The sequence below is a fragment of the Mariniphaga anaerophila genome (assembly GCF_900129025.1).
Taxonomy (GTDB): Bacteria; Bacteroidota; Bacteroidia; order Bacteroidales; family Prolixibacteraceae; genus Mariniphaga; species Mariniphaga anaerophila.
This window is the reverse complement of sequence record NZ_FQUM01000018.1, coordinates 1-14,800: the sequence shown is the minus strand read 5'-3', so window position 1 is coordinate 14,800 and position 14,800 is coordinate 1. Positions and strand designations below refer to the sequence as shown.

The 14,800-nt window shown below is 43.5% G+C and carries 13 protein-coding genes; 10 read left to right on the top strand and 3 right to left on the bottom strand.

Annotation, left to right across the window (positions count from 1 at the left end; all coding sequences use genetic code 11):
* Window positions 1-58: 58 nt before the first annotated feature.
* The 9 genes from BUB08_RS19230 (at window position 59) to pfkA (ending at window position 9,339) form a co-directional block, all read left to right on the top strand.
* Window positions 59-937: a DUF58 domain-containing protein gene (locus BUB08_RS19230; RefSeq protein WP_073003555.1), complete on the top strand. Its 879-nt coding sequence runs from the start codon at window positions 59-61 to the stop codon at window positions 935-937.
* A gap of 7 nt (window positions 938-944) precedes the next feature.
* Complete coding sequence (locus BUB08_RS19225) at window positions 945-1,937, top strand: BatD family protein (RefSeq protein ID WP_139249802.1); 993 nt, start codon at window positions 945-947, stop codon at window positions 1,935-1,937.
* 7 nt (window positions 1,938-1,944) lie between these two features.
* Window positions 1,945-2,940: a vWA domain-containing protein gene (locus BUB08_RS19220; protein WP_073003553.1), complete on the top strand. Its 996-nt coding sequence runs from the start codon at window positions 1,945-1,947 to the stop codon at window positions 2,938-2,940.
* A 12-nt stretch (window positions 2,941-2,952) separates the two neighbouring features.
* Window positions 2,953-3,990, top strand: a complete 1,038-nt coding sequence (locus tag BUB08_RS19215; RefSeq protein WP_245820227.1) for a vWA domain-containing protein — start codon at window positions 2,953-2,955, stop codon at window positions 3,988-3,990.
* A gap of 21 nt (window positions 3,991-4,011) precedes the next feature.
* Window positions 4,012-4,836, top strand: coding sequence for a tetratricopeptide repeat protein (locus tag BUB08_RS19210; protein WP_073003552.1), 825 nt, complete (start codon window positions 4,012-4,014; stop codon window positions 4,834-4,836).
* Window positions 4,837-4,843: 7 nt separating this feature from the next.
* A complete protein-coding gene (locus BUB08_RS19205; protein ID WP_073003551.1) occupies window positions 4,844-6,676 on the top strand; it encodes a BatD family protein in 1,833 nt (610 codons plus the stop codon).
* Window positions 6,677-6,688: 12 nt separating this feature from the next.
* Window positions 6,689-7,462 carry a tetratricopeptide repeat protein gene (locus BUB08_RS19200; protein ID WP_073003550.1) on the top strand — a complete coding sequence of 258 codons (774 nt, stop codon included), beginning with the start codon at window positions 6,689-6,691 and terminating at the stop codon, window positions 7,460-7,462.
* 135 nt (window positions 7,463-7,597) lie between these two features.
* On the top strand, window positions 7,598-8,344 hold the full coding sequence (locus tag BUB08_RS19195) for an NYN domain-containing protein (protein WP_073003549.1): 747 nt from the start codon (window positions 7,598-7,600) through the stop codon (window positions 8,342-8,344).
* 2 nt (window positions 8,345-8,346) lie between these two features.
* Window positions 8,347-9,339 carry a 6-phosphofructokinase gene (gene pfkA / locus BUB08_RS19190; RefSeq protein ID WP_073003548.1) on the top strand — a complete coding sequence of 331 codons (993 nt, stop codon included), beginning with the start codon at window positions 8,347-8,349 and terminating at the stop codon, window positions 9,337-9,339.
* Window positions 9,340-9,494: 155 nt separating this feature from the next.
* Here the strand turns inward: pfkA and BUB08_RS19185 are convergent, their stop codons facing one another.
* The gene (locus tag BUB08_RS19185; protein WP_073003547.1) at window positions 9,495-12,434 is read right to left on the bottom strand and encodes a DEAD/DEAH box helicase; all 2,940 of its coding nucleotides are present in this window, start codon (window positions 12,432-12,434) and stop codon (window positions 9,495-9,497) included.
* 106 nt (window positions 12,435-12,540) lie between these two features.
* Between BUB08_RS19185 and BUB08_RS19180 the strand changes: the two genes are divergently transcribed.
* On the top strand, window positions 12,541-13,188 hold the full coding sequence (locus BUB08_RS19180) for a carbohydrate-binding family 9-like protein (protein ID WP_073003546.1): 648 nt from the start codon (window positions 12,541-12,543) through the stop codon (window positions 13,186-13,188).
* Window positions 13,189-13,259: 71 nt separating this feature from the next.
* Here the strand turns inward: BUB08_RS19180 and BUB08_RS19175 are convergent, their stop codons facing one another.
* On the bottom strand, window positions 13,260-14,294 hold the full coding sequence (locus tag BUB08_RS19175) for a nucleoside hydrolase (RefSeq protein ID WP_073003545.1): 1,035 nt from the start codon (window positions 14,292-14,294) through the stop codon (window positions 13,260-13,262).
* An 86-nt stretch (window positions 14,295-14,380) separates the two neighbouring features.
* A partial coding sequence (locus BUB08_RS19170; RefSeq protein ID WP_139249801.1) for a sugar phosphate isomerase/epimerase family protein occupies window positions 14,381-14,800 on the bottom strand: 420 nt, incomplete at its 5' end.

Below are 14,800 nucleotides of genomic sequence, written 5' to 3'. Positions count from 1 at the left end.
TTTGTATTATTCGATATGAAATTGTACAAAACAGAACCTGAAACTTGAAACCTTTTTCATGGAAACGATAGATTTATTAAAAAAGGTAAGGCAGATTGAAATAAAAACGCGGGGCTTGTCGCGGAATATTTTTGCCGGAGAGTACCACAGTGCTTTTAAAGGCCGCGGAATGGCTTTTTCTGAAGTGCGCGAGTACCAGTTTGGCGACGATATCCGGAACATCGACTGGAATGTTACCGCACGGTACAGCCATCCCTACGTGAAAGTTTTCGAAGAAGAAAGGGAGTTGACTGTGATGTTGCTTATTGATGTGAGCGGCTCCCGCAACTTCGGGACTTTCGAAAAAATGAAAAAGAATGTAATAACCGAAATTTCAGCAATTTTGTCTTTCTCGGCTATTCAGAATAACGATAAAATCGGGGTCATTTTCTTTTCCGATACCATCGAAGAATTTATTCCGCCCAAAAAGGGGAAAAGCCACATTTTGCGCATTATTCGCGAATTGATCGACTTCAAACCAAAAAGAACCGGAACAGATATCACCGAGGCAATCAGGTACCTTACCAACGCCATAAAAAAGCGGTGTACTGCCTTTATTATTTCCGATTTTATGGATAATAATCCTGACATGGAAATGGCGCTGTCCATTGCTAACAACAAACACGATGTGGTGGCGCTGAAGGTTTACGACGATCGCGAACGGGAACTTCCTTCCATTGGAATGGTTAAACTGAAAGATGCCGAAACAGATAAATATGTGTGGGTAGACAGCAGCTCGCGACGAACCCGCAAAGTTTATGCTGATTATTGGAACAAGCACGTTGCGCACCTCGATACAATGTTTAAAAAATGCGGGGTCGATTATGCCTCTGTCGATACCAACGAAGATTATGTAAAATCTTTGATGGCTCTGTTTAGAAGAAGGGCCGTTAAATAATATGAAAATGAAGTTTAAAACCAAAATAGGCTCACTCGTACTGCTGATTTTAATTGCGGCAACAGCAAATGCCCAGCGCATTAAAGCCTCTGCCAGCATCGATTCCACAAATATTTTGTTGGGCGATCAGGTGAAGCTGTTTCTTGAAATTGACCATCCGAAAAATGTGCAGGTGACATTTCCCAACGTGCCGGATACTCTGCTTCAGAATGTTGAAGTTTTGGGCAAGTCGGCAATCGATACCGTGGAAATGGACGATGAGTCTTTTCAAAAACAGATTCAATCGTACCTGATTACCTCCTTTGACAGCGGCTCTTATCGGATTCCGCCATTCTGGTTTAAACTGGATCTCGACGGCAGGATCGATTCCATACCCTCAAACGGTGTTACTTTGCATGTACACAGCATGCAGATTGATACTACCCGTGGCCCGACAGACATTAAATATCCTTACGGAGCCCCGGTAACATTAAAAGAGGTGGTTCCTTATATTTTAGGCGTGATTCTTATTGCTGCCATTTTGTTTTTTATTTTTTATGCCATTAAAAGGAAGAAGAACAACCAGCCTATTTTTGTTTTGCCGAAAAAACCGAAAGAGCCGGCGCACATTGTTGCGTTGCGCGAACTTGACCGGATTAAACAGGAAAAGGCATGGCAGAAAGGCAAAACCAAGCAATACTACAGCGAGGTTACCGAAGCGCTCAGAAAATATATTGATGACAGGTTTGAAATTCAGGCCATGGAGCAAACTTCTGATGAAACCATTGCTTGTTTTAGGGCACAGCGCAGCCTGTTAAAAGATAAAACGTTTGAAAACCTGAGTCGGATTTTGAAGTTGGCCGACCTGGTGAAATTTGCAAAATACCAGACTACCCCCGACGATGATAATATGACACTGGTAAATGCATATTTCTTTATAAACGAAACCAAACCAGAAGAAAAAAAACCGGAAACTCCCGAAGAAACGGAAGAAGAAGGTGAAGATGTACAAATTAAATAGATGAAGGATGTTTGAAGGATTTACATTTAAGAACCCGGAATTTTTTTACCTGTTGCTGGTAATTTTGCCAATGACAGCCTGGTATGTTTTCAGGCAGAAAAGAAATACCGCAAGCATCCGTATTTCTACCACTGCACCGGTATTTAAAGCTCCGAAAACAATCAGGCATTACCTGAGACATACCGTATTTTTGTTTCAGATACTAGCCATTGCAGCGTTTACGGTGGTTTTGGCGCGGCCACAGTCATCCAGCGATTTTGAAAACGTTACTACCGAAGGGATCGACATTGTCATTTCTCTCGATATTTCAACAAGTATGCTGGCTAAAGATTTTTCGCCCGACAGGCTTGAGGCGTCCAAAAATGTAGCCATGGAATTTATTTCGGGGCGGCAATACGACCGCATCGGACTGGTGGTTTTTGCCGGCGAAGCATTTACGCAGTGCCCGCTCACAACCGACCGTGCTGTGTTGCTTAACCTTTTTAAAGATATTCAGACCGGACTGATTCAGGACGGTACCGCCATTGGAAATGGGTTGGCAACTGCGGTGGCCCGCCTGAAAGACAGTGACGCAATCAGCCGCGTGGTTATTCTGCTTACCGATGGTGAAAACAACTCCGGAGAAATTGCGCCGTTAACTGCGGCAGAAATTGCACGCACATTTGGCATAAGGGTTTATACCATTGGAGTTGGAACCGTAGGAACTGCTCCTTATCCGGTACAAACGCCTTACGGAACACAGCTTCGGGATGTGGAAGTGAAAATTGATGAGAAAATGCTTCAGGAGATTGCTTCAATAACTGACGGTAAATATTTCAGGGCAACCAGCAATACCAAGCTCGAAGAGATTTATGCAGAGATTGACCAACTGGAAAAATCAAAAATTGAAGTACGCGAGTTTAGTCGCAGGTCAGAAGAGTTTTTGCCTTTTGCACTGGCAGGAATTTTACTGCTGGTTTTAAGCCTGTTTTTAAGAACTACCGTTTTCAGAAGCATCCCTTAAAAGTTTATAGAAATGGAAATGTTCAGATTTGCACATACAGAATACTTGTGGGGATTGTTAATTATCCCGCTGCTTACCTTATTTTATATTTGGGCACGGTTTGCAAGAAAACGCGCATTAAAACGCTTCGGAAACCAGGAAACCATAAAAGAGCTGATGCCGTTTGCATCCAAAAGCAGGCCGGTTTTCAAATTCTTTTTGCTGATGTTGGCGCTGGCTTTTTTTATCGTGGGAGCAGCGCGGCCGCAGTTTGGTTCTAAACTGAAAAAAGTGAAACGCGAAGGAATTGAACTGATAATTGCACTTGACGTGTCAAACAGTATGATGGCAGAAGATATTCAGCCCAATCGTCTGGAACGCGCCAAACGTGCGATTTCAAGATTGGTTGATCGCTTGAAAGACGATAAAATCGGGTTAATTGTATTTGCCGGCGAAGCGTACACACAGCTTCCCATAACCAGCGATTACAATTCGGCCAAACTCTTTTTGGATGCGGTAAACACACAAATGGTTCCGAGGCAGGGAACAGCCATTGGTGCAGCAATTAACATGGCCATGCGTTCGTTTACTCCCGAAGGGGACGCTAATAAAGCCATTGTCGTTATTACCGATGGCGAAAATCACGAAGACGATCCGGTTTCTGCGGCACAGGAAGCCGTTAAAAGCGGAATTGTTGTTCATGCCATCGGGATGGGGCTGCCGCAGGGTTCGCCAATTCCGGTAAACAAAGGCGGGCAGACCGATTATTTGCGCGACAACAAAGGGAACGTGGTTGTTACCAAACTCGACGAAAACACGTTGGAAGAAGTTGCCGCGGCAGGAAAAGGAATTTATGTGAGGGCAAATAATGCACAGGTGGGGCTGAATGCCTTGTTCGACGAAATAAACAAAATGGAAAAACAAGATATGGAAACGCGGGTTTATTCGGAATACGATGACCAGTTTCAATATTTTTTTGCCATCGGTTTATTTTTGTTATTATTCGAGTTTGTAATTCTCGAAAGGAAGAATAAGTATTTTATGAAAGTGAATTTATTTTCCTCAAAATAGAAGATAAAAAAGATTGAACAGATGAAACGGTTTATTATTACGATATTGATTGGAGCTATTTCGGTAATTGCTTACGGGCAAAACGAACGAAAGTTTGTCCGGAACGGGAATAAACTGTTCATGGAAGCATTAAAAGATACTTCCCGGCTGGACACTACCAAATTTGCACAGGCAGAAGAGGAGTACCGGAAAGCGCTGAACAAAAGGCCGGGGAACGAGCAGTGGGATTTTAACCTGGGCGATGCATTTTACAAACAAATGCGTTTTGAAGATGCCGAACGAAAATTCGAAGAGTTGTCGGATAAGCTCGGAACACCAGAAGAGCAGGCAAGAGCTCTGCATAACAAAGGAAACAGCCAGCTGATGCAGCAAAAGCTCGATGAGAGCATTGAAAGTTACAAAGAGGCTCTTCGCAGAAATCCGTCTGATTTGGAAACTAAATATAACCTGGCGTATGCGCAGATGTTGAAAAAACAACAGGAACAACAGCAGCAGCAACAACAAAATCAGGATCAAAATAAGGATCAGAATAAAGATCAACAGGATAAAGATAAGCAGCAGAACCAGGATCAGCAGCAAAATCAGGATCAACAAAATCAGAACCAGCAGCAGAATCAGGATCAGCAAAACAAAGATCAGCAAAATCAGGATCAACAGCAGAACCAGCAACAGAATCAGGATCAGCAGCAGCAACAACAACAACAGCAACAGCAGGCCAAGATTTCGCGGCAGGATGCAGAGCAGCTTTTACAAGCGTTGGAAAACGATGAGAAAGACATTCAGGATAAAGTGAAGAAAGAAAAAGCAGCCAAAGCCAGAAGAGTAAGAACAGAAAAAGAATGGTAACAAGAAAATGATAAAAAGAATTTTAATATACGTCAGCCTTTTTTTTGCAATAGCTTCCGCCAATGCCGAGCAAACCCGTTTTGTTATGTCGGCGCCCAATGCGGTGGAAATGGGGCAGCAGTTCAGGTTAACTTTTACACTGAATGACAGAGGTTCTAATTTGCAGTTGCCCCCGGGGCTAACCAGTAATTTCGATGTGTTGATGGGGCCCAGTACCGGGCAATCAACCAGCATTCGTACTATTAACGGAAGAACAACAACCGAAGTAACTTTTTCGTACACCTATATTTTACGGGCAAAAAGTGAAGGTAATTTTGAGGTCAGGCCCGCAACAATTGAAGTCGACGGAAAGGTTGTTGAATCGAATTCTTTTAAAATTCAGGTAGTACCTGCACAATCAGCCTCTCAGCAGCAACAACAACAGGCGCCTCAGGGTGGTCAAAACGGACAGAGTTCAAAGTCGGTCGATCTGGGCGGCGACAACCTTTTTCTGCGGGTGGAAATGAGTAAACAAAATGTTTTCAGGGGAGAACAGATTATTTCTACCGTTAAAATTTATGCCGACCCCAATATTCCGATTTCAGGGTTCGACGAAGTAAATCTTCCTACTTACGAAGGATTTTTTACGCAGGATATTGAAATTCCGAATCAGATAAATTTCACCCGCGAAGTATACAATAATCGTATTTACCAGGTGGGTGTACTGAAAAAAACCGTTCTTTTTCCGCAACAGAACGGAGCGCTCACCATTAAGCCGTTTAGCATGACTTTGCTGGTTCAGCAACGGGTCAGGCCGCGTAGCTTTTTTGACGATTTTTTCAGCGGCATTCAAACCGCACGAACCACAATTACAAGCAAAGCGGTGCGGGTGAATGTGAAAGATTTGCCAACACAGCCGGCTAATTTTTACGGCGGGGTAGGGAACTTTAGTGTTTCGTCTGAAATAAGCGCAGAAGATGTGACCACAAACGACGCGGTTACCCTGAAATTTACCGTCAAAGGAAGCGGGAACCTTCGTTTAATCCGAAATCCGGAGTTAAAACTGCCGAGCGATTTTGAAGTTTACGACCCGCGTTCAACAGAAAATATTCAGGTTACCGATAACGGAGCTTCAGGGTCAAAAACCGTTGAGTATTTGTTTCAGCCGCGGTTCGAGGGAGATTACACAATTCCTTCTATTTCGTTCGCGTTTTTCAACCCGGCAACCGGAACATACGAAACCCGATCAACCCAGGAGTACACCTTGCATGTAGAAAAAGGAACCGGCGAACAGGCAGCAACAATGATGAGCTCCCGACAGCGCGAAAACCTGCAACTGCTCGGTCAGGATATTCGTTTCATCAAACAGGGAAATCCTGTTTTACGGATGAAAGGAACTACTTTTTACGGCACCCTGTTTTTTTACGGAATTTACGGAGCAACCGCACTGCTCTTCCTGGCGTTGTTTATCATATACAGGAAAAAGGCCAGGGAAAATGCCAACGTCGCTTTAATGCGTAACAAAAAGGCTAGCAGGGTTGCTGTTAAACGGTTAAAAGCTGCTGCCGGGTTTATGAAAAAGAATGACGACGAAGCGTTCCACGAGGCAATTTTAAAGGCTTTCTGGGGATATTTGAGCGACAAGCTGAGTATTCCGGTGGCCAACCTGAATCGCGAAAGCGCACTGGCGGGTTTACGCGAAAAGAGTGTGGACGAAGAACAAATTAATTCATTTGTTGAGATAATTGAACAATGTGAATTTGCCCGCTATGCTCCTTCCGGAGGTTCCCAGGCGAGGACAGAGCTTTATAAAAAAGCCGCCGCAACAATGAGCAGGCTCGAAAAGCAAATTAAAAGGTAAAAACGGATTAAAATGACAAAGAGATTCATATTAAAATACAGTTGGTTTATATTTGGGATAGTGTTCTTTATGAACGCTTCAGCACAGGATTCAACCCAGGTGGCTTGGGAAAAAGCAAATGCATTTTACACAACAGAAGAGTATCAGAAAGCCATTTCGGCTTACGAGCAGATTTTGAGTTCAGGCCGCGAATCGGCTAAGCTATATTTTAACCTGGGAAATGCGTATTATAAAACCGGCGACGTTAACAATGCCATTTTAAATTACGAGCGCGCCAAACTGCTGGCACCGCAGGATGAGGATATCGATTTTAACCTGAAACTGGCCAACCAGTTTGTGGTAACTGAAATTGAAGCCTTGCCGCAGCCGTTTTTCGTAAGGTGGCGCGAACGGATAATAAATATGCATCCGGCTGATACCTGGGCGGGAATCAGCATTGCAGCTTTTGTTCTTTTCCTGGGATTGCTTGGCTTATTTATTTTTAGTCGCAGCTCTTCTTTAAAACGATTGTCTTTTTGGTTTGGCATTCTTGCCATTGCCGTTTCCGGGTTTACCTTTTCGTTTGCTGCCCGGCAAAAAGAGAAGATTAACCAGCGGAAAGACGCCATTGTATTTTGTCCGCGTGTTACGGTAAAAAGTGCACCGGCGCAAAACAGCACCGATCTTTTTCTGCTATACGAAGGGGTGAAAGTGGAAATATCAGACAGCGTTGATACATGGAAAGAAATTAAACTCTCCGACGGCAATGTGGGTTGGCTGCCCGATTCGTGCATTGTCAGAATTTAAACGAATCCGGAGTTCTTAGGAAATTATTAATAATTCAGGCAGACCATCCAAAAATGCCGCTTCTCGGGGCGTCTTTTCGAAACTTGAGTTCTTTTCGATTACTTTTGTTGCTATTAGGAATCAAAAAGTCAAGTTATGGAAAACGACTTTAAATTGGCCGTCCTTATCGATGGTGACAATATCCCCAGTGCTTACGTGAAGGAAATGATGGAGGAGATTGCCAAATACGGCAGTCCGACTATCAAACGTATTTATGGCGACTGGACCAAGCCGGTTTTGTCTAAATGGAAAAGCCTGCTGCTCGAAAATGCCATTACGCCCATTCAGCAATATAGTTACACTACCGGGAAAAATGCCACTGACTCGGCGATGATTATTGATGCAATGGATATTTTGTACGGCGGAAATGTCGATGGTTTTTGTCTGGTTTCCAGCGACAGCGATTTTACGCGGCTGGCCACACGTTTACGCGAAGCCGGAAAAAAAGTTTATGGCATTGGAGAGAAGAAAACGCCGGACCCGTTTATTGTTGCGTGCGATAAGTTTATTTACCTTGAAATTTTGCAGAACGAGGCCAAAGAGAACGAAAGCAACGCAACCCCAGATAAACCGGAGCGAAAATCACAGTTCGATAAAATTACCCCCAAAGTAGTCAGGCTTATTACCTCAACCATTTCCGATTTGGCCGACGACGACGGATGGGCGTTTCTGGGAGATGTGGGCAGCCTGTTGCAGAAAAAACAGCCTAATTTCGATTCCCGTAACTACGGTTTCGAAAAACTCACACCGCTTATCGATTCCATTGGCAAATTCGAAATTGATCAGCGCGACAGTTATAAAGGGAAGTTTAAACTAATTTATGTACGCAACAAAAAAAGATAAATATGTACACAAACAGCAATAAAATTAAAAGAATTGCACTGCTTACATCCGGAGGAGATGCCCCCGGAATGAACGCAGCAATTCGTGCGATTGTCCGTACCGGAATATATAACAACCTCGAAGTTGTTGGAATTAAAAATGGTTTTTCGGGGTTGTTGAAAAAAGATTTTGTTGAAATGAAATCCAATTCGGTTTCAAAAATAATTTCCCGTGGAGGAACTATTTTGAAATCGGCCCGTTGCAAAGAATTTAAGTTGAAAGAAACCAGGGAAAAGGCTTTTGCAAACCTCAGAGAAATGGGTATTGACGCCTTGATCGTAAACGGAGGAGACGGTTCGTTTCGGGGAGCAGATCTGTTGTCCAAAGAATTTGGGTTCCCGGTTATCGGAATTCCCTGCACCATCGATAACGACATCTACGGAACAGATTTTACCATTGGTTTTGATACTGCCATAAATACTGTTATTGAGGCGGTTGATAAAATCAGGGACACTGCCGAATCGCACAATATTATATTTTTTGTTGAAGTGATGGGGCGCGACTCCGGTTTTATTGCGCTGTACACTTCCATTGCCAGTGGCGCAGAGGCAACGCTGCTGCCCGAAGTGAAAACAGATATTAAGCAGATTTGCAGTTACATGGAGCAGGAACGCCGTGCAAATAAAACCTCCGGAATTATTATTGTGGCCGAAGGCGACAAAGAGGGCGGCGCTACAGAAATTGCCCGAAAAGTGAAAGAGCAGTTGCCCGAATACGAAACCCGGGTTACCATTCTGGGGCATATCCAGCGAGGGGGGAATCCTTCGTGTAAAGACAGGGTTTTGGCCAGCATTTTAGGGCACGGTGCGGTTACTGCACTGCTTGAAGGAAAGCAGGGAGTAATGGTGGGAATGGCTCATAATCGCACTGTTTATACGCCGCTGGAAGAAACTTATTTGAAACACGATCAGATAGACCACAACTGGATTGAAGTAAGCAAAATTATTTCGTTGTAGCATTTTTTTTCTGCTGACGAAAAATGATATTTGAAAAGGGGGACCAAAACGGTTCTCCTTTTTGTTTTGGTAATATTTCGGTAGTCATCAGAAAAAAAACAGATATTGAAACAGAAGCGCATACCGCGAAAAAAGTCTGCTTACTCGCCGCTGAATTATTTCAGCAACCCGAGAATTTCTTCTTTTGTAATTTCCTGCAGCGGATTATTTGAGTTGATGAATTTATCTGCCAGCGAGCTTTTTCTACTTTGTAACTGCTGAATTTTCTCTTCGATGGAACCCTGGGTAATAAATCGGTAAACAAATACATGTTTGTTTTGCCCGATGCGGTGCGCCCGGCTGATTGCCTGGTTTTCTGCCGCCGGGTTCCACCACGGATCAATAATAAAAACATAGTCGGCACTGGTGAGGTTTAAACCCACTCCGCCCGCTTTTAACGAAATCAGAAAAATGCGATTCTCCTGATCTTCCTGGAACTGCCGTATAACTTCGCCCCGGTTAGTGGTTTGCCCGGTTAAAATACTGTACTTCCATTTTTCTTTTTCGATGCGCGATTTGATGAGTTCCAGGTGCTTTACGAAGGAAGAAAATACCAGGACTTTGTGTTTTTCTGCAATCACATTTTCCAGCATTCGAATGATCTCTTCAAACTTACCCGATTGGTTTTCCTCAACATTATTTAGCAGTTTGGGATGGTTCGCCAGTTGTCGCAGCCGGGTAAGTCCCTGAAGAATAATCATGGCCGAACTTTTTATTCCGTCCTGTTCAATCCCTTCCAGAATTGAGTTTCGTATTACCGACTTTTCTGTTTCGTATGTGCGTTGCTGGCCTTCATTCATTTCGCAAACAACAACCTGCTCCATTAACGGCGGTAGATCTCTGGCTACTTCTGCCTTGGTTCGGCGCAGCACAAACGGCCGTATTAGTACCTGTAGTTTTTCTTGCTGTTCGGCGTTGTTGTGTTTCTCAATGGGGGTAATAAAAAAGCGCCTGAAAAACGCCAGATTGCCAAGCATTCCTTTGTTCAGAAAATTCATTTGCGCCCATAAATCCGATAACGAGTTTTCGATGGGCGTGCCGGTAAGCGCCATGCGATATTCGCTTTGTAATTTCCCGATGGCCTTGTAAGTTTTCGATGCCGGATTTTTTACATACTGGCTTTCGTCCAGTATTAAGTAGAAAAATTTCAATCTCGAAAATGCTTCCACATCGTTGCGCACCGTTCCGTAAGTGGTAAGAATTATGTCGTAATATAATACTGCGTTTTCCAGTTCGGCCTGTGTTTTTCGCTGCTGCCCCACATGCTTGTATATTTTAAACGAAGGGGTGAATTTCTGAATTTCCGACTCCCAGTTGTGCACCAAAGAAGTGGGTAGCACAATCAGGCTGGCCGGCTGAATGTTTTCGGCTGCCGGCGACTGCGCAGCAAAAAGGCTGAGCTGATCTTTCCGGGCAAAGCTATCCTGAAAGGCTGTGGCTTCTCCGTTTCTTTTGTAGTTGAGCAGCAACGCCAGTGTTTGCAGCGTTTTTCCCAGCCCCATGTCGTCAGCCAGGCACCCGCCAAACCCGTTTTTGTGCAGTCCGGCCATCCACTGATATCCTGTTTCCTGATAACTTCTCAGGTGGGCATTCAGGTTTTCCGGAAGGGGAATATTTTCCTGTGTATCGGCCAGTCTTTTTAATTTTTGCAGAAATGAGTTATCGCCGGGAAGCATCACTTTTTGCAACAGCGTGTAATGATGCTTTTCGAATCGCATTTTTTCGCCCTTGCTGCGGGCAAACGGCATCAGGTTTTTGTAGCGCGCAAACCATTCTTCCGGAATTATTGCCACCTCTCCGTTGGGTAGTTCAAACTCGCGAATATCGTTTAAAATATTGTTTTTTAGTTTGATAAAAGGAAAACTGAACTCTCCAAAAGTAACCGTTGCATAAACGTCGAACCAGTCGCCGGTGGTTTTGGTTTTCAGGTCGAGGCGCTGTTCTCCGGTAAAATATACTTTTTCGAGGGCGCCCTGTTCTACAAAAATTCCCTTTTCTTTTAAGCTGTTTTTATGTTTGTTTAGCCAGTTTACAAAAACATAAACCGGGTCATTTTTTTCAGATAACTCGGTTTCGGCAGGCTCGAAATAACCGTTTTTGTCTTGCAGCCCGGCTTCGGTAAGCGTGGCTAAAACCGATTTTTCCCACTTTGCATCCCGCTTTATTTTTTTGAAAACGAATTCATTATTTTGCTTCTGAAACAGAACTGCAACATGACGGTTGTTGTTGGGCAGAAAGATTTCGCCATCGTACCTGAATTGCAGAATAAAACACGGTTGTAACATCAGGTTTTTGTCCAGATTAAGCACTGCCGTTTTTTTCCCTTCGCCTTCAATAAGTTTGAATCCCGATACTTTTACATCGAAATCGCGAATGGTTTTTTTGACGAATCCGGCGTAGTATTTTTCTTCAATGCTGCGCGGAATGGACACGTATTGCCGGGAGAGAAACGGAACGATTTTTTTTCCGTCGAGTTTTTCAAAAACCAGCAACTGGTTTCTGCTTACCAGCATGCACGGGTTGTTTGTTACAATGCGGACATTTCGGTTTAATAGCGGAATCTCTTTATTGTCGATGAATATTTTCAGGTGATATCGCGTTTCTGTTTTTGTTCGGTCGAAATAAAATTCAGGTCGAATAAACAGGGGCGGAACCCGTATTTCGTCTTCGTCGTACAAGTTGGCGTATTTCGCTTCTTTGTTCAGCAGACGCACCGGGCTTAGCATTAAAATGCGGGCTACTTCAAACATGCATTGCTCAATGTACGGCGACACCTGCTTTTCGAACGTCGATTTGTCGAGCTGGGCAAAAAACTCAGATACATTTTTTGCGCGCGAAAATTTTTTCATCAGACGTTCGTCGCTGTATTTTTCAATCAGCAATACCAACTCTTTCTCGTGGGGTTTCAATTCGTACTCCACGCTGTTAATATCAAACGGCTTTACCAGCTTTTCGGTAGAGTAGAATTTATCTCTTTTATGGATGAGGTAGGGTTGGAATACATTCCCAAGGTTTCGGTGTTCTGTTAATACAATTACAAACTCTGTTTCGCCCATTTCAATCCTAAAGTGTTACAAAAAAAGAACCTCAAAGATACGTGTAGATTGGGAAACTGGAAAGAAAAAATAATGTTTACCTTTACCAAAATTCAAATTTAACATCATGAACCAAATTTTTGTAAAAAAGATAGATGTAAAAAAAGATACTTCATTTGCCGAGGCCGAAAACCGGTTGGAATGGCAAACTGTAACCCACATGATTCAGACTTTAAACTGGAAAGAGTTTAGTTATCTGCCGGTTGTGAATTTTAGAATTGCACACGCAGACGATGAAATTTTGCTGAAATATTATGTGGCGGAAAAACATTTGCGAGCCAGAGAAACCCGCATAAACGGCGATGTTTATAAAGACAGTTGCGTGGAGTTTTTTATTTCTCCGGATGGCAAAGACTATTATAATTTTGAATTTAGTTGCATTGGAACAATACATTTGGGGTATGGGCCGGGCAGGGGAAACCGCAAATTTGTTGACCCGGAACTGGTAAAGAAAATCGAAATCAGGTCGAGTTTGGGAAGTGCTCCGTTTAACGATAAGTCTGGCGATTTTGAATGGGAAATGATGATTCGCATTCCGGTTGAAGTTTTCCAATACAGCAATCTGAAATCGTTTGACGGGTTGAAAGCTTCTGCTAATTTTTACAAATGTGGCGACGAAACCGCAGTGGCGCATTATGTAACCTGGAACCCGGTAAAAACTGAAAATCCGGATTATCACCAACCTGCATTCTTCGGAAAATTGGAATTTGAATAGGGCGGCTGCCTGTTGAAAGAACACCCGCAAATCAGGCGATAAAACCTTTTGCGGGTGTTCTTTTTGTATAGCTATCTTACGTTAACCAGTTTGTAGTCGTCCATGGTGACAAAAAAGTCGTTCATAATTCCGTAAATATCAAACCATTCCCACAGTAAAATTTTACGTGGATTATTCGGCCGTTCTACCCATTTCCCGTTCACATAAATGGGCGCTGGAATTTCCCTTTTTTCTGCCCAGTCGGGGTTTTTTACCACTGCCACAGCTGCCATATCAAACAACGCTCTGCCAATGGGGTCGCCCCACATATGGAACTGACTAAACAGGTTGACGGAGTAATCTCCAAAATTGGAAAACTCTCCACCATGCCGCCCGGCAACCGGAGCCGAAATTTTAGGCCCTTTTCCGGGCATGCGGTGCAAAATCTGATCTTGCGAAACCATTACTGCTGCTGTTCCCGATGGCTTTCCATAACGAACGGTAACCATTTCAAACGGCACATTTGCGTCCAAAATATAGTTCATCGATTCGATGTCCCAATCCTGATTGTGTTCTCCCGGTTCGGGGTAGTTGGAGCCAAGCCAGACAATTCTTACGTTTTCGGCAATGGCCGGTTCCTTCATCAGTGCCAGTGCAATATTGGTGAGTTTTCCCACCGGAAGCAATACCAGTTTCCGGTTTCGTTTTTTCATGGCTTGCTCAATAATGAAATCAACAGCTTCGTGGCCATCAAAATCAGGTTCTCCAATGTGCTCTTTTATTTCTGAAAAAGAACCATTTGCTCCTGTCTTTAGGGGGATTTCGCCATAAAAGTCACCACAAAGCTGCATCACTCTTTTCGCTTCTTCGTAATGATCGCTTACGTCAGAATTTTCCGAGTAACCGGTCGGCGCGCTGGTGGCATTCACCGTAATTCCTTCAACTTTGAAATGGTCGCCACTAAACAGCAGGTAAGCCAGCGCATGCTGGTCATCTACTTCGTTGTTGGCATCGGTATCAAAAAGAACCGGAATTTTTGAATTTTCAGATAAATTGCAGGCGCTGAATAAGGCAACCAGCACCAATAAAAGAGAAGCGAACGCGGTTTTTGATTTGTAGTTTGACATTTCTGTTGATTTTGATGAATCAAAGTTACTTAAAATATACCTTTGTTTCCGGCTCTTTTATTGAATAAACCAGCAGATCTCCGGTTTTACAACAATTCATCAACAGTTTCATTAAAATAGGAGATACACTTTTTGATATCGGGAACCGAGTTATCCCAGTTGTATTCGTATTCAATGGAGAATACTCCTTTGAAATTTTGCTTTTTCAGCTCCAAAAGCATCCCTTCCATATCCAGTGAACCGGTTCCCCAGATTACATCATGACGCTCTTCTTCGCCGGCTACTTCTTCTTTTATGTCTTTAAAATGAAGCGATTTTACGCGACCTGATATTTTCTGCAAACATTTTACCGGATCCAGTCCCATGCGGGCCCAGTGGCCGACGTCGGCACATGCGCCAATGCGGTTGCTCAACCCGTCAACGGCTTCCATAAACATGTCCGGGTTCCAGTAGTTCGACGGCTTCGGGTGGTTGTGAATGGCCACGTCAATTTTGTATTTGTTGGC

Coding starts and splice junctions, on each gene's coding strand:
- BUB08_RS19230 (WP_073003555.1), top strand. CDS start 59: ATGGAAACGATAGATTTATTAAAAAAGGTAAGGCAGATTGAAATAAAA.
- BUB08_RS19225 (WP_139249802.1), top strand. CDS start 945: ATGAAGTTTAAAACCAAAATAGGCTCACTCGTACTGCTGATTTTAATT.
- BUB08_RS19220 (WP_073003553.1), top strand. CDS start 1,945: ATGTTTGAAGGATTTACATTTAAGAACCCGGAATTTTTTTACCTGTTG.
- BUB08_RS19215 (WP_245820227.1), top strand. CDS start 2,953: ATGGAAATGTTCAGATTTGCACATACAGAATACTTGTGGGGATTGTTA.
- BUB08_RS19210 (WP_073003552.1), top strand. CDS start 4,012: ATGAAACGGTTTATTATTACGATATTGATTGGAGCTATTTCGGTAATT.
- BUB08_RS19205 (WP_073003551.1), top strand. CDS start 4,844: ATGATAAAAAGAATTTTAATATACGTCAGCCTTTTTTTTGCAATAGCT.
- BUB08_RS19200 (WP_073003550.1), top strand. CDS start 6,689: ATGACAAAGAGATTCATATTAAAATACAGTTGGTTTATATTTGGGATA.
- BUB08_RS19195 (WP_073003549.1), top strand. CDS start 7,598: ATGGAAAACGACTTTAAATTGGCCGTCCTTATCGATGGTGACAATATC.
- pfkA (WP_073003548.1), top strand. CDS start 8,347: ATGTACACAAACAGCAATAAAATTAAAAGAATTGCACTGCTTACATCC.
- BUB08_RS19185 (WP_073003547.1), bottom strand. CDS start 12,434: ATGGGCGAAACAGAGTTTGTAATTGTATTAACAGAACACCGAAACCTT.
- BUB08_RS19180 (WP_073003546.1), top strand. CDS start 12,541: ATGAACCAAATTTTTGTAAAAAAGATAGATGTAAAAAAAGATACTTCA.
- BUB08_RS19175 (WP_073003545.1), bottom strand. CDS start 14,294: ATGTCAAACTACAAATCAAAAACCGCGTTCGCTTCTCTTTTATTGGTG.